Origin of the sequence: Stenotrophomonas sp. GD03680 (genome assembly GCF_029844625.1) — a bacterium.
Taxonomy (GTDB): Bacteria; Pseudomonadota; Gammaproteobacteria; order Xanthomonadales; family Xanthomonadaceae; genus Stenotrophomonas; species Stenotrophomonas maltophilia_P.
Map to the genome: position 1 here is coordinate 18844 of NZ_JAOCKC010000023.1, position 21603 is coordinate 40446.

Genomic DNA, 21603 nt, shown 5'->3' on the forward strand with positions numbered 1-21603 from the left:
CCTTCGTTAAAAGAGCGACAGACAAAGCCTCTGGGTTGCTTTGCCCCATGAAATTCCTGCATACGGACGGCCCGCACTCCTGCAGGCCGACAAGGTCAATCCGTAGACCTCAAAAACGTAGGCAGACCAGTTTCCCGGCCTGCCCAGACGTAGAAGCATAATGGCACGCCAGGCAGCTGTCAACAGTGTCCTGTTGACGCCGCCTGAATGGCCTTGACCCTTCCTGGTCCGGGGAACACAAGGCACATCCTGTGCCTGCTTTCCCATTTTGATACGCCCCGATGCCCTACCCAGGCAACATCGGGGCGCAGAGTCTAACAGATTACTTGATGATCTTCGAGACCACGCCGGCGCCGACGGTGCGGCCACCTTCGCGGATGGCGAAGCGCAGGCCTTCGTCCATCGCGACCGGGTTGATCAGGGTCACGGTCATCTTGACGTTGTCACCCGGCATCACCATTTCCACGCCTTCCGGCAGCTTGGCAGCGCCGGTGATGTCGGTGGTGCGGAAGTAGAACTGCGGGCGGTAGCCGTTGAAGAACGGGGTGTGACGGCCGCCCTCGTCCTTCGACAGCACGTACACTTCGCCTTCGAACTCGGTGTGCGGGGTGATCGAACCCGGCTTGGCCAGAACCTGGCCGCGCTCGACGTCGTCACGCTTGGTGCCGCGCAGCAGCAGACCGGCGTTGTCGCCTGCCTGGCCCTGGTCCAGCAGCTTGCGGAACATTTCCACGCCGGTCACGGTGGTCTTCTGGGTCGGACGGATACCGACGATTTCGATTTCGTCACCGACCTTGATCACGCCGCGCTCGATACGACCGGTCACCACGGTGCCGCGGCCCGAGATCGAGAACACGTCTTCCACCGGCATCAGGAACGGCTTGTCGATCGCACGCTCCGGCTCCGGAATCCAGGTGTCCAGCGCGTCGACCAGCTTCAGGATCGCCGGCACGCCGATCTCGCTCTGGTCGCCTTCCAGCGCCAGGCGGGCCGAACCCGAGATGATCGGGGTGTCGTCGCCCGGGAACTCGTACTTGCTCAGCAGTTCGCGCACTTCCATTTCGACCAGCTCGAGCAGCTCGGCGTCGTCGACCATGTCAGCCTTGTTCAGGAACACCACGATGTACGGCACGCCGACCTGACGCGACAGCAGGATGTGCTCGCGGGTCTGCGGCATCGGGCCGTCAGCGGCCGAGCACACCAGGATCGCGCCGTCCATCTGGGCGGCACCGGTGATCATGTTCTTGACGTAGTCAGCGTGGCCCGGGCAGTCAACGTGGGCGTAGTGACGGGTCGGGGATTCGTATTCGACGTGCGCGGTCGAGATCGTGATGCCACGAGCCTTTTCTTCCGGTGCGGCGTCGATGGCGTCATACGCCTTGAACTCGCCACCGAAGCGCTCGGCGCCGATCTTGGTCAGCGCGGCGGTCAGCGTGGTCTTGCCGTGGTCGACGTGACCGATGGTGCCGACGTTGACGTGCGGCTTGGTGCGCTCGAACTTACCCTTTGCCATTGTTATATACCTTGATTGTTCGTAAGTGGTTTCAAGAGAGGCTGAGCGAGGCTCAGCCCTTCTTCATGACGGCTTCGGCGATGTTGGTCGGAGCCGGCTCGTAGTGATCGAATTCCATGGTGAAGGTGGCGCGGCCCTGGGTCTGCGAACGCAGCGCAGTGGCGTAGCCGAACATTTCACCCAGCGGGATCATCGCGTTGATGATGCTGGCCGAACCGTCACCGGTGGTGTCGGAACCCTGCAGCACGCCGCGACGACGGCTGACGTCGCCCATCACGTCACCCTGGTAATCCTCCGGGGTCACGATCTCGACCTTCATGATCGGCTCCAGCAGCACCGGCTTGGCCTTGGCGAAGCCCTGCTTGAAGGCCATCGACGAAGCCAGCTTGAACGCCATTTCCGAGGAGTCGACGTCGTGGTACGAACCGAACACCAGCTTCACCTTGACGTCCACGACCGGGAAGCCAGCCAGCGGGCCGCTGGTGATGGTTTCGCGCAGGCCCTTCTCGACCGACGGAATGAATTCCTTCGGGATCACGCCGCCGGTGATGTCGTTGATGAACAGGAAGTCGTCCTTGATGGCCGGAGCCAGCTTCGGATCGGCACGGTCTTCAGCGGTGATCGGCGACAGCTCGATCACGACGTGACCGTACTGACCCTTACCACCGGACTGCTTGGCGTGCTTGTAGTCCGACTTGACGTCGGCCAGGGTGATCGTTTCGCGGTAGGCCACCTGCGGCGCACCGACGTTCGCTTCAACGTTGAACTCGCGCTTCAGGCGGTCGACGATGATGTCCAGGTGCAGCTCGCCCATGCCGGAGATGATGGTCTGGCCGGATTCTTCGTCGGTCTTGACGCGGAACGACGGATCTTCCTGCGCCAGACGACCCAGGGCCAGACCCATCTTTTCCTGGTCCGACTTGGTCTTCGGCTCGACGGCCATCGAGATCACCGGCTCCGGGAACGTCATGCGCTCCAGGATGATCGGGGCGTCCACGGCGCACAGGGTGTCACCGGTGGTGGTGTCCTTCAGGCCCACGGCCGCAGCGATGTCACCCGCCAGAACTTCCTTGATTTCCTCGCGGTTGTTCGAGTGCATCTGCAGGATGCGGCCGATGCGCTCCTTCTTGCCCTTCACCGAGTTCAGCACGGTGTCACCACCGTTCAGCGTGCCCGAGTAGACGCGGAAGAAGGTCAGCGCGCCGACGAACGGGTCGGTGATGATCTTGAAGGCCAGCGACGAGAACGGCGCCTTGTCGTCCGACTTGCGGGTCATCTCGACGGTATCGTCGTCGACGTCCACGCCCTTCACGTCCGGCACATCGACCGGCGACGGCAGCAGCTGGATCACGCCGTCCAGCATGGCCTGCACGCCCTTGTTCTTGAACGCCGAGCCGCAGTACATCGGCACGATCTCGGTGGCCAGGGTGCGGGTACGCAGCGCGTTGATGATTTCAGCCTCGGCCAGCTCTTCGCCGCCCAGGTACTTCTCCATCAGCTCTTCGCTGGCTTCGGCAGCGGTCTCGACCATGAACTGGCGGGCTTCTTCAGCAGCCGCCTGCAGTTCAGCCGGGATGTCGCTGTACTCGAACTTCATGCCCTGCGAGGCTTCATCCCAGTGGATGGCCTTCATCTTCAGCAGGTCGACGACGCCCTTGAAGTTGTCTTCAGCGCCGATCGGCAGCTGCATCGGCACGGCAACCGCGCCCAGCTTGGCCTTCAGCTGGCCGACGACCTTCTGGAAGTTGGCACCGGTACGGTCCATCTTGTTGACGAACGCGATGCGCGGCACGTGGTACTTGTTGGCCTGGCGCCACACGGTTTCCGACTGCGGCTGCACGCCACCGACGGCACACAGCACGAACACCGCACCGTCGAGCACGCGCAGCGAGCGCTCCACTTCGATGGTGAAGTCGACGTGCCCGGGGGTGTCGATGATGTTGAAGCGATGCTCCGGCAGGGACTTGTCCATGCCCTTCCAGAACGCGGTGGTGGCAGCGGACTGGATCGTGATGCCACGCTCCTGCTCCTGCTCCATCCAGTCCATGGTGGCGGCGCCGTCATGCACTTCACCGATCTTGTGGCTCTTGCCGGTGTAGAACAGGATGCGCTCGGACGTGGTGGTCTTGCCGGCATCGATGTGAGCCATGATGCCGAAGTTACGGTAACGCTCGATGGGAGTGGAACGGGCCACGGGGAGCCTCTCAGATTTCTTGGATTTCGGATGGCCGAACGCCGCCTTTCGGCGGCCTTCGGGTTGGCGCAGTCCTTCTGGGACCGCGAGGCAGCACCTAGGTGGTGCTGCCCTGCCTGTTTTGCAAGGCCGTCAAACTCACCAGCGGTAGTGGGCGAATGCCTTGTTGGCTTCGGCCATGCGGTGGGTTTCTTCGCGCTTCTTGATGGCGCCACCACGGTTTTCCGAGGCGTCGATCAGTTCAGCAGCCAGCTTCTTCGGCATGGTGTTCTCACCACGCTTGCGCGCGGAGTCGATCAGCCAGCGCATGGCCAGAGCCATCTTGCGCGAGGCACGCACTTCGACCGGCACCTGGTAGGTGGCACCGCCGACGCGACGCGACTTGACTTCGACCGCCGGAGCGACGTTGTCCAGCGCCTTCTGTACCAGCTCGATGGCGTTGGCGCTGCTGTTCTTCTCGGTGATCACGTCCATGGCGCCGTACACGATCTTTTCGGCGACGGACTTCTTGCCGCTCTGCATGACCATGTTGATGAAGCGGGCGATGGTTTCGCTTCCGTGCTTCGGATCGGGCAGGACGGAACGCTGCGGAGTATTACCCTTACGCGACATAGTGCTCTCTCCTTAGGCCTTCGGACGCTTGGCGCCGTACTTGGAACGGGCCTGGCGACGCTTGGCAACGCCGGCGGCGTCGAGCGAGCCACGAACGGTGTGGTAACGCACACCCGGCAGGTCCTTGACGCGACCGCCGCGGATCAGGACCACGGAGTGCTCCTGCAGGTTGTGGCCTTCACCACCGATGTAGGAAATCACTTCTTCCTGGTTGGTCAGGCGGACCTTGGCAACCTTGCGAAGGGCCGAGTTCGGCTTCTTCGGAGTGGTGGTGTAGACACGGGTGCAGACGCCACGGCGCTGCGGGCACTTGTCGAGCGCCGGCGAGGCACTCTTGTAGGTGGTCGCTTGCCGCGGCTTGCGGACCAGCTGGTTGATCGTCGCCATCAGTAGGTTCTTCTGATTGGTGGCCGGAAAATCCGGCCAGAGATGCGGAAATGTTAAAGCAGGCCAAAATTCTGGCCTGCTGAGACAGACGATTGTAGCAACCTGCCAGGAACGACGTCAAACGCGTCCTGTCAAGCCCGTCCCTGATCCCGGAACGTTACTGGGGGGCCTCCATGTACCCCGTTCAGGTTCGACCGGCCCTCCACGGATGGAGCCGCCTGCCGCTACAGCCAGGTCGGACGGCCTGCGCCGCCCTGCCCTTCAAGCCCGCCCGGGCATGTCCCCGGGCGTTACCGCAAAGGTGGGTCCGGCCTTGCGGCCGGACCGGTCACCTCATTCCTCGCCCGCAGCCTGTTCGGTCTCGGCTTCCACTGCCGGAGCCTCGACCGCCGCCGGGGTGCCGGCCAGGGTCTGCATCTCCGACTCGGTGAGGCCGGACGCGCCACGACGGCGCTGGCTGTGGTACGCCAGACCGGTACCGGCCGGAATCAGACGGCCGACGATGACGTTTTCCTTCAGGCCACGCAGGTTGTCCGAGGTGCCGCGCACGGCCGCTTCGGTCAGCACGCGGGTGGTCTCCTGGAACGACGCCGCCGAGATGAACGACTCGGTGGCCAGCGAGGCCTTGGTGATGCCCAGCAGGACCGGATCGAACCGCGCCGGCAGCTCGTTGCGGGTCGACAGGCGGGCATTCTCCTCGATAACGCGCTGGCGTTCGACCTGCTCGCCGTTCAGGAACTTGCTGCTGCCCTGATCGGTGATCTCGACCTTGCGCAGCATCTGGCGGGTGATCACCTCGATGTGCTTGTCGTTGATCTTCACGCCCTGCAGGCGGTACACGTCCTGGATTTCCTTGACCAGGTAGGCCGCCAGCGGTTCGACACCCAGCAGGCGCAGGATGTCCTGCGGGCTCGGCTCGCCGTCCACGATGGTTTCACCCTTGGTGACATGCTCGCCTTCGAACACGATGACCTGGCGGTACTTCGGAATCAGCTCTTCGTGCTCCGAACCATCGGTGTCCTTGATGATCAGGCGCTGCTTGCCCTTGGTGTCCTTGCCGAAGCTGATGATGCCCGAACGCTCGGCCAGCACCGCCGGATCCTTCGGCTTGCGCGCTTCGAAGAGGTCGGCCACGCGCGGCAGACCACCGGTGATGTCGCGGGTCTTCGAGGCTTCCTGCGGGATCTTGGCGACGACGTCACCCACGCCCACCGGGGCGCCATCCTGCAGGTTGACGATCGAGCGCGGCGGCAGCAGGTACTGCGCCGGCAGATCGGTGCCCGGGATCGACAGGTCGTTGCCCTTGGCGTCGACGATGCGCACGATCGGGCGCAGGTCCTTGGCCTGGGTACCACGACGCTTCGGATCGGTGATTTCGCGCGAGGCCAGGCCGGTCAGCTCGTCGGTCTTCTCGATGACGGTGATGCCGTCGACGAAGTCGATGAAGCGGATGAAGCCGGCCACTTCCGACACGATCGGGTGGTTATGCGGATCCCAGTTGGCCACGGTCTGGCCAGCCTTGATCGCATCGCCGTCCTTGGACGTGATGGTCGCACCGTACGGCAGCTTGTAGCGCTCACGCTCACGGCCGTGGGCATCGAGCACCGAGATTTCGCCCGAGCGCGACACTGCCACCAGCGAGCCGTTGGCATGCTCGACCGACTTGAGGTTGCTGAACTTGACCGAGCCGGTGGTCTTGACGGTGATGTTGTCGACCGCAGCAGCTCGCGACGCCGCACCACCGATGTGGAAGGTACGCATGGTCAGCTGGGTACCCGGCTCACCGATGGACTGGGCGGCGATGACGCCGACCGCTTCACCGATGTTGACCAGATGGCCACGGGCCAGATCGCGGCCGTAGCAGCGAGCGCAGACACCGAAGGCCGATTCGCACGAAATCGTCGAACGCACCTTGATGCTCTGCACGCCGGCATCTTCCAGCTTGGCGACCCACTGCTCGTCCAGCAGGGTGTTGCGGGTGACGATCGGATCTTCGTCGTTGCCCGGCAGGAACACGTCCTCGGCAACCACGCGACCCAGCACGCGGTCCTTCAGCGGCTCGACCACGTCACCGCCTTCCACGATCGGGGTCATGATCAGGCCTTCGGTGGTACCGCAATCCACCTCGGTGATCACCACGTCCTGCGCCACGTCGACCAGTCGACGGGTCAGGTAACCCGAGTTCGCGGTCTTCAGCGCGGTATCGGCCAGACCCTTACGGGCACCGTGGGTGGAGTTGAAGTACTCCTGCACGTTCAGGCCTTCGCGGAAGTTCGCCTTGATGGGCGTCTCGATGATCGAGCCGTCCGGGCGGGCCATCAGGCCGCGCATGCCGGCCAGCTGACGGATCTGCGCCTGGCTGCCTCGTGCACCGGAGTCGGCCATGATGTACAGCGAGTTCATCGACTTCTGATCGATGGTCTCACCCTTGGCATTGACGACCTTCTCGGTACCGATGGTGTCCATCATCGCCTTGGCGATGCGCTCGTTGGTGCGCGACCAGATGTCGACCACCTTGTTGTAGCGCTCGCCAGCGGTGACCAGACCCGACTGGTACTGCTCCTGGATTTCCAGCACTTCGGCTTCGGCCTCGGTGAGGATGCCGCGCTTTTCGTCCGGGATCAGCATGTCGTCGATACCGATCGACACGCCGGCGCGGGTTGCGTAGGCGAAGCCGGTGTACATCAGCTTGTCGGCGAACACGACCGTGTCCTTCAGACCCAGCTGACGGTAGCTGGAGTTGATCAGGCGCGAGATGTTCTTCTTGGTCAGCTCGGTGTTGGCCAGCGCGAACGGCAGGCCTTCCGGCAGGATTTCAGCCAGCAGGGCGCGACCGATCGTGGTATCCACGATCGAGGTCTTGTTCTGCTTGTTGCCTTCCTCGTCGGTCACCACTTCGGTGATGCGGACCTTGACCTTGGCGTGCAGTTCCACCACGCGGTTGTCGTAGGCGCGCTTGACTTCGGCGATGTTGGCGAAGGCCATGCCCTCGCCCTTCTTGTTTTCCAGCGAGCGGGTCATGTAGTACAGACCCAGCACGACGTCCTGCGACGGCACGATGATCGGCTCGCCGTTGGCCGGCGACAGGATGTTGTTGGTCGACATCATCAGCGCACGCGCTTCCAGCTGGGCTTCCAGCGAGAGCGGCACGTGGACGGCCATCTGGTCACCGTCGAAGTCGGCGTTGAACGCGGTGCAGACCAGCGGATGCAGCTGGATGGCCTTGCCTTCGATCAGCACCGGCTCGAACGCCTGGATGCCCAGACGGTGCAGGGTCGGCGCGCGGTTCAGCATCACCGGATGCTCGCGGATGACCTCTTCCAGGATGTCCCAGACTTCGGCTTCTTCGCGCTCGACCAGCTTCTTGGCGGCCTTGATGGTGGTGGCCAGGCCACGACGCTGCAGCTTGGCGAACACGAACGGCTTGAACAGCTCCAGCGCCATCTTCTTCGGCAGGCCGCACTGGTGCAGGCGCAGGTACGGACCGACCACGATGACCGAACGGCCCGAGTAGTCCACGCGCTTGCCCAGCAGGTTCTGACGGAAGCGACCCTGCTTGCCCTTGATCATGTCGGCCAGCGACTTCAGCGGGCGCTTGTTGGTGCCGGTGATGGCACGGCCACGGCGACCGTTGTCCAGCAGCGCATCGACCGATTCCTGCAGCATGCGCTTTTCATTGCGCACGATGATGTCCGGCGCGCTCAGTTCGAGCAGGCGGCGCAGGCGGTTGTTGCGGTTGATGACGCGACGGTACAGGTCGTTCAGGTCCGAGGTCGCGAAGCGGCCACCGTCCAGCGGCACCAGCGGACGCAGGTCCGGCGGCAGCACCGGCAGCACGGTCATCACCATCCATTCCGGACGGTTGCCCGACTCCAGGAAGGCCTCGATCAGCTTGATGCGCTTGGTCAGTCGCTTCAGCTTGGTTTCCGAACCGGTCGCGGCGATCTCCTCGCGCAGGCGGGTCATCTCCGACTGCAGGTCGATCGTGCGCAGCAGTTCGTACACGGCCTCGGCGCCCATGGCGGCGTCGAAGTCGTCACCGTGCTCCTGGCGGGCCTGCAGGTACTGTTCTTCGGTCAGCAGCTGGCGGCGCTCCAGGGCGGTCAGGCCCGGCTCGGTCACCACGTAGGCTTCGAAGTACAGCACGCGCTCGATGTCGCGCAGGGTCATGTCCAGCATCAGGCCGATGCGCGACGGCAGCGACTTGAGGAACCAGATGTGCGCGACCGGCGAGGCCAGGTCGATGTGGCCCATGCGCTCGCGGCGCACCTTGGCCAGGGTCACTTCAGTGCCGCACTTCTCGCAGACCACGCCGCGGTGCTTCATGCGCTTGTACTTGCCGCACAGGCACTCGTAGTCCTTGACCGGGCCGAAGATGGCGGCGCAGAACAGGCCGTCGCGTTCCGGCTTGAAGGTACGGTAGTTGATGGTTTCCGGCTTCTTCACTTCGCCGAAGGACCACGAGCGGATCAGGTCCGGCGAAGCCAGCGCGATCTTGATCGCGTCGAAGTCCAGCGTCTGGCGCTGCTGGTTGAAGAGATTGAGCAGGTCTTTCATGGTGTTCTCCAGAAGGAGGAATGCTGTGTCGATGGGCTTTCAGGTCACTGCCAGCGGCGCGGCGGAGAGAGCCGCCGCGCCGGCATGGATCAGTTGTCTTCCAGTTCCATGTTGATGGCCAGCGAGCGGATTTCCTTCACGAGCACGTTGAAGGATTCCGGCATGCCCGCGACCATCTCGTGCTCACCGTCGACGATGTTCTTGTACATCTGGTTGCGGCCCTGCACGTCATCGGACTTCACCGTCAGCATTTCCTGCAGGGTGTAGGCCGCGCCGTAGGCTTCCAGCGCCCAGACTTCCATTTCACCGAAGCGCTGGCCACCGAACTGCGCCTTGCCGCCCAGCGGCTGCTGGGTGACGAGCGAGTACGGACCGGTCGAACGCGCGTGCATCTTGTCGTCGACCAGGTGGTTCAGCTTCAGGTAGTGCATGTAACCCACGGTGGTGTGGCGATCGAACGCTTCACCGGTGCGGCCGTCGTACAGCTGGGTCTGGCCACTGCTCGGCAGATCGGCCAGTTCCAGCATGCGCTTGATTTCCGCTTCGGTGGCACCGTCGAACACCGGGGTGGCCATCGGCACGCCGTCGGTGAGGTTACGGGCCAGGCGCAGCAGCTCCTCGTCGCTGAACTGCGACAGGTCGACACGGTTGGCCACGTTGGTGTCATCGTGGTTGTAGATGTCGTCCAGGAACCGGCGCAGGTCGGCAACGGCCGCCTGGGCTTCCAGCATTGCCTGGATCTTGCGGCCCAGGCCCTTGGCGGCCCAGCCCAGGTGCACTTCCAGGATCTGGCCGATGTTCATACGCGACGGCACGCCCAGCGGGTTCAGCACGATGTCCACGGTTTCGCCCGAGGCCATGTACGGCATGTCCTCGACCGGCACCACGTTGGACACCACGCCCTTGTTGCCGTGGCGACCCGCCATCTTGTCGCCCGGCTGGATGCGGCGCTTCACGGCCAGGAACACCTTGACCATCTTCAGCACGCCCGGAGCCAGGTCGTCGCCTGCGGTGATCTTGCCGCGCTTGTCGGCGAAGCGACGCTCGAATTCCTTCTCGTGCGCCTGGATCTGCTTCTGGGCGCGCTCGATGGCTTCCGAAGCGTCCTCGTCCTTCATGCGCAGCACGAACCAGTCAGCCTTCTTCAGGCCGTCCAGGTACGCGTCGGTGATGACGTCACCCTTCTTCAGGCCGGCACCGCCGTTGACCACCTTGCCGACGATCTGCGAACGCAGACGCATGTAGATGGCGGCTTCCAGGATGCGGAACTGGTCGTCGAAGTCCTTCTTGACGCGCTTGATCTCCGACTCTTCGATCTGGCGCGCACGCTTGTCCTTCTCGATGCCGTCGCGGGTGAAGACCTGCACGTCGATGACGGTGCCGTCCATGCCCGGCGGAACGCGCAGCGAGCTGTCCTTAACGTCCGAAGCCTTCTCGCCGAAGATCGCGCGCAGCAGCTTCTCTTCCGGGGTCAGCTGGCTCTCGCCCTTCGGCGTGACCTTGCCGACCAGGATGTCGCCGGCGCGGACTTCCGCACCGATGTACACCACGCCGCTCTCGTCCAGGCGGTTCAGCGCCTGCTCGGAAACGTTCGGGATGTCGGCGGAGATTTCCTCCGGCCCCAGCTTGGTGTCGCGCGCGACGCAGGTCAGCTCTTCGATGTGGATCGTGGTGTAGCGATCCTCTTCCACCACGCGTTCGGAGAGCAGGATGGAGTCTTCGAAGTTGTAGCCGTTCCACGGCATGAACGCGATCAGCATGTTCTGGCCCAGGGCCAGTTCGCCGATGTCGGTGGACGGACCGTCGGCCAGCACGTCGCCGCGGGCGATGACGTCACCCACCTGGACCAGCGGACGCTGGTTGATGCAGGTGTTCTGGTTGGAACGGGTGTACTTGACCAGGTTGTAGATGTCGACGCCGGCGTCGGTGGCACCGACGATCTCTTCCTCGACCACCTTGACCACGATGCGGGCAGCGTCGATCTGCACGATCTCACCGCCACGACGGGCGTTCACGGTCACACCGGAGTCACGCGCCACGGCGCGCTCGATGCCGGTGCCGACCAGCGGCTTCTGCGAACGCAGGGTCGGCACGGCCTGACGCTGCATGTTCGCGCCCATCAGTGCGCGGTTGGCGTCATCGTGCTCCAGGAACGGCACCAGCGCGGCCGCGATCGACACGGTCTGCATCGGCGAGACGTCCATGAAGTGGACCTCCGCCGGCGGCTTCAGCAGCGACTCGCCCTGGTAGCGGCACGGCACGAACTGCTCGGTCAGCATGCTCTTGGCATCGGTCAGGGCGTTGGCCTGGGCGATGACGTACTCGTTTTCCTCGATCGCCGACAGGAACTCGATCTCGTCGGAGACCTTGCCGTCCACGACCTTGCGGTACGGGGTCTCGAGGAAACCGTACTGGTTGGTGCGGGCGTACACGGCCAGCGAGTTGATCAGGCCGATGTTCGGGCCTTCCGGCGTTTCGATGGTGCAGACGCGGCCGTAGTGGGTCGGGTGCACGTCGCGCACTTCGAAGCCGGCGCGCTCACGGGTCAGGCCGCCCGGGCCCAGGGCCGAGACGCGACGCTTGTGGGTCACTTCCGACAGCGGGTTGTTCTGATCCATGAACTGCGACAGCTGCGAGGAGCCGAAGAACTCCTTGATGGCGGCAGCGACCGGCTTGGCGTTGATCAGTTCCTGCGGCGTCAGGCCTTCGGACTCGGCCATCGACAGGCGTTCCTTGACCGCGCGCTCGACGCGGACCAGGCCGACGCGGAACACGTTCTCGGCCATTTCACCGACCGAACGCACGCGACGGTTGCCCAGGTGATCGATGTCGTCGACCACGCCGCGACCATTGCGGATCTCGGTCAGGACCTTGATCACGTCCAGGATGTCGGAGCTGTCGCCATGGGCAGCGACCAGGCGCTTGGACTCTTCGTCGTTGCGCTCACCGAAGTACTTGCTGTCGTACAGCACGGCTTCGCCGGTGGTTTCCTTGCGGCCCACGCGACGGTTGAACTTCATGCGGCCGACCGCGGACAGGTCGTAGCGCTCGAAGGTGAAGAACAGGTTGTGGAACAGGTTCTGCGCGGCGTCCTTGGTCGGCGGCTCGCCCGGACGCATCATGCGGTAGATCTCGACCAGTGCTTCCAGCTGGGTCTTGGTCGGATCGATGCGCAGGGTGTTGGACAGGTACGGACCACGATCCAGGTCGTTCACCCACAGGGTACCGACCGCATCGACGCCTGCCTTGCGGAAGTTCTGCAGCTGCTCTTCGCTGATCTCGTCATTGGCCTGGGCCAGCAGTTCGCCGGTCGAGGCATCAACCACGTCGTGCGACAGGATGCGGCCGACCAAGTAGTCGTCCGGCACGGCCAGGGCCGCAATGCCCGAGGCTTCCAGCTGCTTGATGTGGCGCGCGGTGATGCGCTTGCCGGCTTCCACGATGACCTTGTCGCCGTCGGCGAGGTCGAAGCCCAGGGTTTCGCCACGCAGGCGCTCCGGCACCAGCTCCAGCTGGACGCCTTCATCCGGGTTGATGTGGAAGGTGTTGATCTCGAAGAACTCGGCCAGCATCTCTTCGTTGCTGTAGCCAAGCGCGCGCAGCAGGATCGACACCGGCAGCTTGCGGCGGCGGTCGATACGGGTGAACAGCGCGTCCTTCGGGTCGAACTCGAAGTCCAGCCAGGAACCGCGGTAGGGGATGATGCGGGCGCTGTACAACAGCTTGCCCGAGCTGTGGGTCTTGCCGCGGTCGTGGTCGAAGAACACGCCCGGCGAGCGGTGCAGCTGCGAGACGATGACGCGCTCGGTGCCGTTGACGATGAAGGTGCCGTTCTCGGTCATCAGCGGGATTTCGCCCAGATAGACCTCCTGCTCCTTCACGTACTTGATGGCCTTGGTCGACGACTCGCGGTCGTAGATCACCAGGCGCACGGTCACGCGCAGCGGAGCGCCGTAGCTCATGCCGCGCTGGCGGCATTCACGTTCGTCGAAGACCGGCTCGCCCAGCTTGTAGCCGACGTACTCCAGGGCGGCATTGCCGCTGTAGCTGGCGATCGGGAAGACCGACTTCAGCGCGGCGTGCAGGCCATGATCGGCACGCTTGGCCGGATCGATGTTCTCCTGCAGGAAATCACGGTAGGAATCCACCTGGATCGCGAGCAGGAACGGCACTTCGAGAATCGAGCGCTGCTTGCCGAAATCCTTGCGGATACGCTTCTTTTCGGTGAACGAATAGGACGTCATGAGGTCTTCCACCTTGTTGTGCGGGCCGTGCGTCCACGACCCTGAAGGGAACTTTGAAATTGTCAGTTGGAAGTCGCTGGTATTGCCGGCACCAGCACGCCTTCTCCCGCTACTTCCAACTGCCAACTCGTCTGCATCTACTTCCCTGCTGCCGCGCGATGCGCGGGCGTGCCGGGATTTGACCGCAGCCCGTGTTGGGCTTTCTACCGCCTGATTCCACCCGCGCAGTACGCGGGCCTGCAACAACGACCAAAGGCCGGGGGCTTACGCCCCCAGCCTTGGCTGCATCGCCGAGAATCGATGACGATGCAAAGGAAGTGCTTACTTGACTTCGACAGTCGCGCCAGCAGCTTCCAGGTCCTTCTTCATCTTCTCGGCGTCGTCCTTCGAAGCGCCTTCCTTCAGGACGCCACCGGCTTCGGCCAGGTCCTTCGCTTCCTTCAGGCCCAGGCCGGTGATGGCGCGGACGGCCTTGATGACTTCGACCTTCTTCTCGCCGGCCGACTTCAGGGTGACGGTGAACTCGGTCTGCTCTTCAACAGCAGCGGCCGGGCCAGCGGCAGCAGCCACGGCAACCGGAGCAGCGGCGGAGACGCCGAACTTCTCTTCGATGGCCTTGACCAGCTCCATCACTTCCATCAGGGACTTCTCGGCGATGGCGTCGACGATCTGTTCGTTGGTAAGGGACATGATTAATACCTTTGGATGATTTTCTGGGTTGAGGTTCCGTCAGGAACCACGGTAAGTCGAAACTCAGGCGGTCTCGGCGGCCGGCTCGGCAGCGGCGGTTTCGCCACCACCCTGCTTCTCGCCAACAGCCTTGATGGCGCGGGCAAACATCGTGACCGGCTCGGTCAGGACGCGGGCCAGCATGGCCAGGGCCTGATCGCGGGTCGGCAGCGAGGCCAGCACGTCGACGTGGCTTGCCGGGAACACTTCGCCACCGATGGCGACGACCTTAGCCTTCAGCTTGTCGTTGCCCTTGGCGGCTTCCTTGATCAGGCGACCGGCAGCGCCGGGCTCCTCGAGCGAGAACGCGTACAGCAGCGGACCAACCATCTGGTCCTGGGCCACGGCGAACTCGGTGCCTTCAACGGCGCGCGAAGCCAGGGTGTTCTTGACAACCTTCAAGAAAACACCGGTTTCACGAGCCTGCTTGCGCATCGCGGTCATCTGGGCGACCGTGGTGCCAGCGTATTCGGCTGCGATCAAGGAGTGGGCCTTGGCGGCGACGTCTGCCAGCTCGGCGACTACTTCTTGCTTCTGGGACAGATTGAGAGCCATTGCACTCCTCCAATTGAACTCCGCTTACGGCTCCTGCCGTGTGCGGTCCTGTGCGGCATCCGTCCTGGACGCCGGGAACACCAGGATGATGTTCCGGGGGGTGGGCCGTTCTAGACCTGGAGTGGGCCAACCTGGGAAACCCAGACGTGCGTGAACCAGAAAAACTCCAGAAGGGCACCATCTACGCAGGGTGATTCCGGGGAATCGATTAAGCGTTCATGACTGTTCCGGCGGCGACTCCCTGCCATATCGAGCTTCCGTGCCCGTCGCCGGCCCTGCCACGACCGCGCCTGCGGTCTTTGACGGCTACCGCAGGCGGTGGGCTGCCTGCGATGCCTTCAAATGTCACGGTCACGGCACCCGAAAGTACCGTGACCGCTTGAAACAATTACTTCAGGGTCAGCGACGACTGGTCGACGGTGACGCCCGGGCCCATCGTCGAGCTGACCGAAACCTTCTGCAGGTAGGTGCCCTTCGAGGTGGCCGGCTTGGCCTTGATCAGGTCCAGCAGCAGCGCGGTCAGGTTCGACTTCAGCGCGTCTTCGGCGAAGTCGGCCTTGCCGATGGTGCAGTGGATGATGCCAGCCTTGTCGGTGCGGTAACGGACCTGGCCCGACTTGGCGTTCTTCACGGCTTCACCCGGGTTCGGGGAAACGGTGCCGACCTTCGGGTTCGGCATCAGGCCGCGCGGGCCCAGCACGGTGCCCAGCTTACCGACAACGCGCATGGCGTCCGGGGTCGCGATGACGACGTCGTAGTTCAGATCGCCGGCCTGCATCTTCTCGGCCAGGTCATCCATGCCGACGGCTTCGGCGCCAGCGGCCAGGGCTTCATCAGCCTTGGCACCGGCCGGAGCGAACACGGCAACGCGGACCGACTTGCCGGTACCGGCCGGCAGGACGGTGGAGCCACGGACCTGCTGGTCGGACTTCTTCGCGTCGACGCCCAGGCGCACAGCAACGTCGATCGACTCGACGAACTTGGCCTTGGTGGCGCTCTTCAGGATGTTGATCGCGTCCTCGAAGGCGTAAGCCTTGCCCGGAACGACGGCGGCCTTGATGGCCTTCTCACGCTTGGTCTGTGCCATCTTCTTAACCCTCCACCACGAGGCCCATGGAACGGGCAGAGCCAGCGATGGTACGCACGGCGGCGTCCAGGTCGGCGGCAGTCAGATCCGGTTCCTTCGCCTTGGCGATCTCTTCCAGCTGCTTACGGGTGACCTTGCCGACCTTCTCGGTGTTCGGGCGCTTGGAGCCCGACGAGATGCCAGCTGCCTTCTTCAGCAGGGTGGTGGCCGGGGTGCTCTTGGTGATGAAGGTGAACGTACGGTCCGAGTAGGCCGTGATGATCACCGGAACCGGCAGACCCGGCTCGAGCTTCTGCGTGGCAGCGTTGAACGCCTTGCAGAATTCCATGATGTTCAGGCCGCGCTGACCCAGCGCAGGACCGACCGGCGGCGAGGGGTTGGCCTGACCGGCCTTCACCTGCAGCTTGATGTAACCGACAACTTTCTTTGCCATGTGAGTACTCTCCGGGTGCTAGCGCCTTTCGACAACAGGCTCCCCATCGGACCGGGAATCACGCGTCCCGGCATCGCGTTTTGAAATCATGCCGAAGGCCACCTTGCGGTGGCCTCGTCCTGCTGGCTTCCCAGCGGGGAGCCGCGCACTATATCAGATTTTGGGCGCCCTGTCTGAACAGGGAGGGCGACCTGAAGGCTGCCAGCCCGTGGCCGGCAGCATCACCGGGCATCAGCCGGTCTGCTTCTCGACCTGGCCGAACTCGAGCTCGACCGGGGTGGCACGACCGAAGATCAGCACCGAGACGCGCAGACGGCTCTTCTCGTAGTTGACTTCTTCGACCACACCGTTGAAATCGTTGAACGGACCATCGGTGACGCGGACCATCTGGCCCGGCTCGAACAGCACCTTCGGACGCGGCTTCTCGACACCTTCCTGAACGCGGTTCAGGATGGACTCGGCTTCGGAATCGGCGATCGGCAGCGGACGATCGGCGGTACCGCCGATGAAGCCCATCACGCGCGGGGTTTCCTTGACCAGGTGCCAGCTTTCGTTGTCGATGCGCGGAATACCGGCCTCTTCGTGGGTCTCAATCTGGACCAGCACGTAACCCGGAAAGAACTTGCGCTCGGACCGGCGCTTCTGGCCGGCGCGCATTTCGATCACTTCCTCGGTCGGAACCAGGACGTCGCCGAAGCGCTCTTCCATGCCATCACGGACGATGCGATCACGCAGAGCCTGCGCCACCGACTTCTCAAAGCCCGAATAGGCGTGAACGACGTACCAACGCTTCATGCAATTCTCCTTAGCGGCTCAGGAACCACTGAGTCAGTTTCTGGATCAGGAAGTCGAAGCCACCCAGCAGCAGGCTGAGGATGAGCACCACGACAATCACGACCCAGGTCATGCGAACGGCTTCCTGGCGCGTCGGCCAGACCACCTTGCGCAGTTCGAAGCGCGACTCGGAGAGGAATTCGCGGGTGTCGCGCCCCTTGCCGGTCAGCATGAACACGCCGATACCGCCAACCAGACCGACCACGACCGCCAACGCACGCAGCTGACCCGCCCACGCGCCCAGCTGGGCGGCGCGACCGGAGTCGGCGGAGAACCAGAACCAGACGAACAGACCCGCCAGCACCAGCAGGGATGCGGCAACGTACTTGACGATATCTCCACCGCTGGCGGAGGTGTCCTTGGAATGTTCGATCTTGCTATTCATCCGGTGTGTCTGCTTTAGCGGCAAGGGCCGCTGGATAAGGTGGGCAGATGGCACGCCAGGAGGGACTCGAACCCCCAACCTGCGGTTTTGGAGACCGCTGCTCTGCCAATTGAGCTACTGGCGTACGTTTTGAAACTTGCCTTCCCTTAGACGGCGAAGGCGGACCGAGGTTCCCGGCCCGCCACTCGCGCGACCGGCAGCGCTATGCAACCGCCGGTACTGCAGGCTTACTTGATGATCTTCGAGACCACGCCGGCGCCGACGGTGCGGCCACCTTCGCGGATGGCGAAGCGCAGGCCTTCGTCCATCGCGACCGGGTTGATCAGGGTCACGGTCATCTTGACGTTGTCACCCGGCATCACCATTTCCACGCCTTCCGGCAGCTTGGCAGCGCCGGTGATGTCGGTGGTGCGGAAGTAGAACTGCGGGCGGTAGCCGTTGAAGAACGGGGTGTGACGGCCGCCCTCGTCCTTCGACAGCACGTACACTTCGCCTTCGAACTCGGTGTGCGGGGTGATCGAACCCGGCTTGGCCAGAACCTGGCCGCGCTCGACGTCGTCACGCTTGGTGCCGCGCAGCAGCAGACCGGCGTTGTCGCCTGCCTGGCCCTGGTCCAGCAGCTTGCGGAACATTTCCACGCCGGTCACGGTGGTCTTCTGGGTCGGACGGATACCGACGATTTCGATTTCGTCACCAACCTTGATCACGCCGCGCTCGATACGACCGGTCACCACGGTGCCGCGGCCCGAGATCGAGAACACGTCTTCCACCGGCATCAGGAACGGCTTGTCGATCGCACGCTCCGGCTCCGGAATCCAGGTGTCCAGCGCGTCGACCAGCTTCAGGATCGCCGGCACGCCGATCTCGCTCTGGTCGCCTTCCAGCGCCAGGCGGGCCGAACCCGAGATGATCGGGGTGTCGTCGCCCGGGAACTCGTACTTGCTCAGCAGTTCGCGCACTTCCATTTCGACCAGCTCGAGCAGCTCGGCGTCGTCGACCATGTCAGCCTTGTTCAGGAACACCACGATGTACGGCACGCCGACCTGACGCGACAGCAGGATGTGCTCGCGGGTCTGCGGCATCGGGCCGTCAGCGGCCGAGCACACCAGGATCGCGCCGTCCATCTGGGCGGCACCGGTGATCATGTTCTTGACGTAGTCAGCGTGGCCCGGGCAGTCAACGTGGGCGTAGTGACGGGTCGGGGATTCGTATTCGACGTGCGCGGTCGAGATCGTGATGCCACGAGCCTTTTCTTCCGGTGCGGCGTCGATGGCGTCATACGCCTTGAACTCGCCACCGAAGCGCTCGGCGCCGATCTTGGTCAGCGCGGCGGTCAGCGTGGTCTTGCCGTGGTCGACGTGACCGATGGTGCCGACGTTGACGTGCGGCTTGGTGCGCTCGAACTTACCCTTGGCCATGGCTGCTTATCTCGAATTCGTCTGGTGTGGTGCTGAAGATGGTGCTCACGAAAGGAATCGAACCTTCGACCTCTTCCTTACCAAGGAAGTGCTCTACCGACTGAGCTACGTGAGCGAGTTTTGCATTATGGCATGAACTCGATAACATTCAAAGTTCATTCAATGGAGCGGGAGACGGGAATCGAACCCGCACCATCAGCTTGGAAGGCTGAGGTTCTACCATTGAACTACTCCCGCACCGGGAAGTGCCACAACGTGAAGCTGGTGGAGGGAGGTGGATTCGAACCACCGAAGGCGTAAGCCAGCAGATTTACAGTCTGCCCCCGTTGGCCGCTTGGGTATCCCTCCGTTTCAACCCCATCCCGTGCCGCCGAAGCGTTGCGGTGTGTGGTGGTGAGCCCGCAATTCTGGAGATGAAGCGGGGGCCTGTCAACGCTTTTTTTCACTTTTTTTCACATGCGTCGCAAACCCTTTGATACGCAAGCCTATTGCCCGGGCAGTGCCAAGGCCTCGTCGGCGAAGATCGCCACATGCGGAACGCCGTCGGCACCGATCCAGCCGCGGTACATGCCCTGCGTGTTGAACGGCGTGGCCGCTTTTCCATCGGCGGAGAGCACGATCGCACCGCCATCCCCACCCATCTGCGGAATCGCCTCGTTGATCACGCCCCTGCCCGCCTCCGCCGGCGACTGGCCCTGGTAGCGGATACGCGCGCAGATCTCGTGCGCGGCAGCGGTGCGGATGTAGTACTCGCCCCACCCGGTTCCCGACACCGCACAGCGTGCATCGGCCCAGGTGCCGGCGCCGATGATCGGCGAATCGCCGACGCGCCCGTAGCGCTTGTTGGTCATTCCTCCGGTGGAGGTCCCCGCTGCCAGGCGCCCCTGCGCATCCAGCGCAACCGCACCGACCGTGCCGAAGTGCCGGGCCGTTTCCAGGTCGGCGTGGGCCTGGCCGCCGGCCTCCTCCTTCAGTGCGCGCTGCAGCTGCTGCCAGCGCTTGTCGGTGCGGAAGTACGAAGGATCGACCAGGGTCATGCCCTGCTCGACGGCGAACGCCTCAGCGCCCTGCCCGACCATCATCACGTGTTTCGATTCCTGCATCACGGCCGTTGCCAGCAGGATCGGGTTGCGTACGCGCTGCACGCCGGCCACCGCGCCGGCCGCCTGGGTGGCGCCATCCATCACGGCCGCATCCAGCTCGTTGCGCCCTTCGTGGGTGAACACCGCGCCTTTGCCGGCATTGAACGTGGGATCGTCCTCGAGAACGGTGATCGCTGCGGTGACCGCCGCCAGTGCAGGGCGACCGGCTGCCAGCTCGGCATGCCCCTTCAGCAGCGCCGCACGGAGTGCCGCACGTGCCGCCTTCTCCTCGGCGGCGGACAGATCCTTGCGCTCGACGCCGGCACCGCCATGGATGACCAGCAGGGGCGACGCATCCGGCGCAGCATGGGCGAGCAACGGCAGGGACAGCAGCGCAGACAGCGCCAGATGAAGCTTCATCGATATCTCCGGAAATGGAAGCGATGGCATCGAGCAGGCTCGACGAGATGCCCGAAGGGAAGGGCCGGCGCGCGGCCGGCAGCAGCGGTCAGCGACGGATCAGTTCAATCCGGCCACCGTCAACATCGACCGCTGCGTGATAGTCGGCGTCGGCCTGGAAGTCGTCCAGCCGCATGCGGCCACCGCTTGCCACCACGGTAACCGGCACAGCGTGGAAACGCAGCGGTTCGCCCTGCGTGAGCCGGTCCGCGCCACGTCCCGGGCGGACCACCCAGACCCTGCCATGACCATCGGCGCTGTACACCTGCGCGCGTCCGTCAGGCTCCACGCACAGCGCGGTGTCTTCGTCCACGCCGATGCCGATCATGTCCGGGTCGCCACTGTCCTGCGCGGCACGGGCGACGAACACGATCAGGCGACCGAGACGATCACGCCGGTCGAAGTGGGTGTCGGTGACCACCCGCTGCAGATAGGGCATCTGCAGGAAGCCACTGTCCATCGTCACCGCGCTGCCCATCGGGTCGGCCAGCGCGGCGGCGGAGGTGACGCTGCCACCGTCAAGCGCGCCGTAGGCATAGCCACCGAGGATCGCCAATCCGGCACTGGTGCCGGCGATCGGTTTGCCGGCACGGACGTGGGCATTGAGCGCGCGGTTGAGTGCGGTCCCCTTCCAGAAGCGGATGTAGCGCGACTGGTCGCCGCCGGCGATGAAGATGGCGTCGGCCGCGGCCACCACCCGCAGTACGGCCGGGTCGTCGGCGCCACGACGGCTGTCGAACACCAGGGTCTGCACGGCGGTGGTGCCGCCGATGTCATGGTGCAGACGCTCCTGCAGCTCGTCGCTGCCGGAGGCGCGCAGGATCAGCACGCGGCCATTGCCGGCCTGCTTCAACCACCACTGGAACGCCTCCGGCACCCACTCTCCGCCGCCCATCAGCATCATCGCCGGCGCCCTCGGCCCCGGTCGCGGGGCATCGAGATCGCCGGTCTCGTAATAGGCGAATCCCGGCCCCTGCAGGTCCTGCGCGGACGCGGCCAGCGGCGAGCCCAGGAGAACCAGCACTGCCAGGCCGGCAAGCACGTGACGCAGCCTTCGATGGAACCGTCGCATCTTGATCTCCCTGAACAGAAACGACCTGCAAGCGTTTTCACT

The 21603-nt window shown here is 64.0% G+C and carries 15 protein-coding genes and 4 tRNA genes; all 19 read right to left on the reverse strand.

All coding sequences use genetic code 11. The features are described 5' to 3' along the window. Positions 1-322: 322 nt before the first annotated feature. The 19 genes from tuf (N5J29_RS16650) to N5J29_RS16740 all read right to left on the reverse strand — a co-directional run bounded on the left by tuf (N5J29_RS16650) (position 323) and on the right by N5J29_RS16740 (position 21561). Entirely contained in the window at positions 323-1513 is a 1191-nt protein-coding gene (gene tuf, locus N5J29_RS16650) for an elongation factor Tu (protein ID WP_065176003.1), read from the reverse strand. Positions 1514-1565: 52 nt separating this feature from the next. Further along, positions 1566-3707, reverse strand: a complete 2142-nt coding sequence (gene fusA / locus N5J29_RS16655; protein WP_049470847.1) for an elongation factor G — start codon at positions 3705-3707, stop codon at positions 1566-1568. A gap of 138 nt (positions 3708-3845) precedes the next feature. After that, complete coding sequence (gene rpsG / locus N5J29_RS16660; protein ID WP_053519957.1) at positions 3846-4319, reverse strand: 30S ribosomal protein S7; 474 nt, start codon at positions 4317-4319, stop codon at positions 3846-3848. 12 nt (positions 4320-4331) lie between these two features. Continuing rightward, on the reverse strand, positions 4332-4706 hold the full coding sequence (gene rpsL, locus N5J29_RS16665; RefSeq protein ID WP_004145320.1) for a 30S ribosomal protein S12: 375 nt from the start codon (positions 4704-4706) through the stop codon (positions 4332-4334). A gap of 333 nt (positions 4707-5039) precedes the next feature. Further along, positions 5040-9263 (reverse strand): DNA-directed RNA polymerase subunit beta', encoded by a 4224-nt coding sequence (rpoC, locus tag N5J29_RS16670; RefSeq protein WP_053519956.1) that lies wholly within the window; start codon positions 9261-9263, stop codon positions 5040-5042. A gap of 89 nt (positions 9264-9352) precedes the next feature. After that, the gene (gene rpoB, locus N5J29_RS16675) at positions 9353-13507 is read right to left on the reverse strand and encodes a DNA-directed RNA polymerase subunit beta (protein WP_053519955.1); all 4155 of its coding nucleotides are present in this window, start codon (positions 13505-13507) and stop codon (positions 9353-9355) included. 321 nt (positions 13508-13828) lie between these two features. Next, a complete protein-coding gene (rplL, locus tag N5J29_RS16680) occupies positions 13829-14197 on the reverse strand; it encodes a 50S ribosomal protein L7/L12 (protein ID WP_053519954.1) in 369 nt (122 codons plus the stop codon). A 63-nt stretch (positions 14198-14260) separates the two neighbouring features. After that, positions 14261-14791: a 50S ribosomal protein L10 gene (gene rplJ / locus N5J29_RS16685; protein ID WP_053519953.1), complete on the reverse strand. Its 531-nt coding sequence runs from the start codon at positions 14789-14791 to the stop codon at positions 14261-14263. Between the two features lie 388 nt (positions 14792-15179). Then, positions 15180-15878: a 50S ribosomal protein L1 gene (gene rplA, locus N5J29_RS16690; RefSeq protein WP_004154350.1), complete on the reverse strand. Its 699-nt coding sequence runs from the start codon at positions 15876-15878 to the stop codon at positions 15180-15182. A 4-nt stretch (positions 15879-15882) separates the two neighbouring features. Then, positions 15883-16311 carry a 50S ribosomal protein L11 gene (gene rplK / locus N5J29_RS16695; RefSeq protein WP_004145248.1) on the reverse strand — a complete coding sequence of 143 codons (429 nt, stop codon included), beginning with the start codon at positions 16309-16311 and terminating at the stop codon, positions 15883-15885. Positions 16312-16542: 231 nt separating this feature from the next. Beyond that, the gene (gene nusG / locus N5J29_RS16700; protein ID WP_053519952.1) at positions 16543-17106 is read right to left on the reverse strand and encodes a transcription termination/antitermination protein NusG; all 564 of its coding nucleotides are present in this window, start codon (positions 17104-17106) and stop codon (positions 16543-16545) included. Positions 17107-17116: 10 nt separating this feature from the next. Continuing rightward, positions 17117-17530, reverse strand: a complete 414-nt coding sequence (gene secE / locus N5J29_RS16705; RefSeq protein WP_053519951.1) for a preprotein translocase subunit SecE — start codon at positions 17528-17530, stop codon at positions 17117-17119. A 48-nt stretch (positions 17531-17578) separates the two neighbouring features. Beyond that, positions 17579-17654 (reverse strand) — tRNA-Trp (locus N5J29_RS16710). Positions 17655-17757: 103 nt separating this feature from the next. Further along, on the reverse strand, positions 17758-18948 hold the full coding sequence (tuf, locus tag N5J29_RS16715) for an elongation factor Tu (protein ID WP_065176003.1): 1191 nt from the start codon (positions 18946-18948) through the stop codon (positions 17758-17760). A gap of 39 nt (positions 18949-18987) precedes the next feature. After that, positions 18988-19063 (reverse strand) — tRNA-Thr (locus N5J29_RS16720). Positions 19064-19111: 48 nt separating this feature from the next. Beyond that, a tRNA-Gly gene (locus tag N5J29_RS16725) sits at positions 19112-19185 on the reverse strand. Between the two features lie 25 nt (positions 19186-19210). Further along, positions 19211-19296: transfer RNA gene (locus N5J29_RS16730), tRNA-Tyr, on the reverse strand. A gap of 137 nt (positions 19297-19433) precedes the next feature. Then, complete coding sequence (locus N5J29_RS16735) at positions 19434-20450, reverse strand: isoaspartyl peptidase/L-asparaginase (protein WP_065176002.1); 1017 nt, start codon at positions 20448-20450, stop codon at positions 19434-19436. 88 nt (positions 20451-20538) lie between these two features. After that, a complete protein-coding gene (locus tag N5J29_RS16740) occupies positions 20539-21561 on the reverse strand; it encodes a cyanophycinase (RefSeq protein WP_053520321.1) in 1023 nt (340 codons plus the stop codon). Between the last annotated feature and the right edge of the window lie 42 nt (positions 21562-21603).

Bases quoted from the DNA above. Each gene is read 5' to 3' on its own strand.
- tuf (WP_065176003.1), bottom strand. From the start codon at position 1,513: ATGGCAAAGGGTAAGTTCGAGCGCACCAAGCCGCACGTCAACGTCGGC.
- rplJ (WP_053519953.1), bottom strand. From the start codon at position 14,791: ATGGCTCTCAATCTGTCCCAGAAGCAAGAAGTAGTCGCCGAGCTGGCA.
- rpoC (WP_053519956.1), bottom strand. From the start codon at position 9,263: ATGAAAGACCTGCTCAATCTCTTCAACCAGCAGCGCCAGACGCTGGAC.
- rpsL (WP_004145320.1), bottom strand. From the start codon at position 4,706: ATGGCGACGATCAACCAGCTGGTCCGCAAGCCGCGGCAAGCGACCACC.
- secE (WP_053519951.1), bottom strand. From the start codon at position 17,530: ATGAATAGCAAGATCGAACATTCCAAGGACACCTCCGCCAGCGGTGGA.
- rplL (WP_053519954.1), bottom strand. From the start codon at position 14,197: ATGTCCCTTACCAACGAACAGATCGTCGACGCCATCGCCGAGAAGTCC.
- N5J29_RS16740 (WP_053520321.1), bottom strand. From the start codon at position 21,561: ATGCGACGGTTCCATCGAAGGCTGCGTCACGTGCTTGCCGGCCTGGCA.
- rpsG (WP_053519957.1), bottom strand. From the start codon at position 4,319: ATGTCGCGTAAGGGTAATACTCCGCAGCGTTCCGTCCTGCCCGATCCG.
- tuf (WP_065176003.1), bottom strand. From the start codon at position 18,948: ATGGCCAAGGGTAAGTTCGAGCGCACCAAGCCGCACGTCAACGTCGGC.
- rplK (WP_004145248.1), bottom strand. From the start codon at position 16,311: ATGGCAAAGAAAGTTGTCGGTTACATCAAGCTGCAGGTGAAGGCCGGT.
- N5J29_RS16735 (WP_065176002.1), bottom strand. From the start codon at position 20,450: ATGAAGCTTCATCTGGCGCTGTCTGCGCTGCTGTCCCTGCCGTTGCTC.
- nusG (WP_053519952.1), bottom strand. From the start codon at position 17,106: ATGAAGCGTTGGTACGTCGTTCACGCCTATTCGGGCTTTGAGAAGTCG.
- rplA (WP_004154350.1), bottom strand. From the start codon at position 15,878: ATGGCACAGACCAAGCGTGAGAAGGCCATCAAGGCCGCCGTCGTTCCG.
- rpoB (WP_053519955.1), bottom strand. From the start codon at position 13,507: ATGACGTCCTATTCGTTCACCGAAAAGAAGCGTATCCGCAAGGATTTC.